1 protein-coding gene is annotated in these 596 nt (G+C 48.0%); it reads left to right on the plus strand.

The window, feature by feature from the left end:
• A partial coding sequence (locus A3729_RS06625; protein ID WP_156497746.1) for an immunoglobulin-like domain-containing protein occupies window positions 1–596 on the plus strand: 596 nt, incomplete at both ends.

A 596-nucleotide genomic window follows, 5' to 3' on the forward strand; every position in this document is an offset into this window, starting at 1 on the left:
GGTGCAACAGCCTCTGACAGTGCTGATGGCGACATTACTGCCAGTATCACGCGAACAGGCGATGTAGATACCAATATAATTGGCACTTACCTAATTTCTTATGACGTAAGTGATGCTGCGGGTAACGCTGCAACAACAGTCTCACGCACAGTGAATGTAACAGACGGCATCGCACCAACAATCACTCTTCTGGGCAACACGATTGTCAATCATGAACAGAGCACCTCTTACACAGATGCAGGCGCAACAGCTGACGATAACCTTGACGGTGATGTCACCACCAATATCGTACTTAGTGGAGCTGTTGATGTTAATACTCCCGGAACCTACGTGCTCAGCTATGACGTCAATGATGCCGCGGGGAATGCTGCAACGACCGTTACTAGAACAGTCATCATTGCCGATACAACTATTCCAGTCATTACGCTAACAGGCAATGCAGCTGAAACAGTTGAACAAGGAACGAGCTATACCGACGCTGGTGCAACAGCCAACGACAACGTGGATGGCAACCTAACTTCCAGCATCGTCATAAGCGGTGATACCATCGATGCAAATATTGCAGGCATATACACGATAAGATACGACGTCAGTGA

Source organism: Oleiphilus sp. HI0043 (assembly GCF_001634935.1).